Below are 261 nucleotides of genomic sequence, written 5' to 3'. Positions count from 1 at the left end.
AGCCATGCTCGGTTTCACGCTGACACAGGATTTCGAGGGCGACCAGTTCACCTTCTTCAAGGTGCCGCTGGAAAACCTCGAAGCCCTTTATGGAGTGCGGGCGACGGAGCTTGCGATTTTCGACCGTGTGGAAAGCCATGTCGCCGAGCAGATCGCGCGCGGACGCCTCTGCATGATCGAAATGGACAGCTACTTCATGCCGGATACGCATGGCGTCAGCTATCGCACGGAACATGGCAAGACGACCATCGCCATCAACCG

The 261-nt window shown here is 57.9% G+C and carries 1 protein-coding gene; it reads left to right on the top strand.

The window, feature by feature from the left end; translation table 11 throughout:
• Positions 1-261 (top strand): DUF1839 family protein (locus tag SB822_RS58335; RefSeq protein WP_410859275.1); only part of this gene is annotated, 261 nt, incomplete at both ends.

Origin of the sequence: Paraburkholderia sp. SIMBA_054 (genome assembly GCF_046534875.1) — a bacterium.
In the GTDB taxonomy this organism is placed as follows: Bacteria; Pseudomonadota; Gammaproteobacteria; order Burkholderiales; family Burkholderiaceae; genus Paraburkholderia; species Paraburkholderia hospita.
The sequence above is the reverse complement of the archived record's forward strand: the minus strand, read 5'-3'. Positions and strand labels throughout refer to the sequence as shown.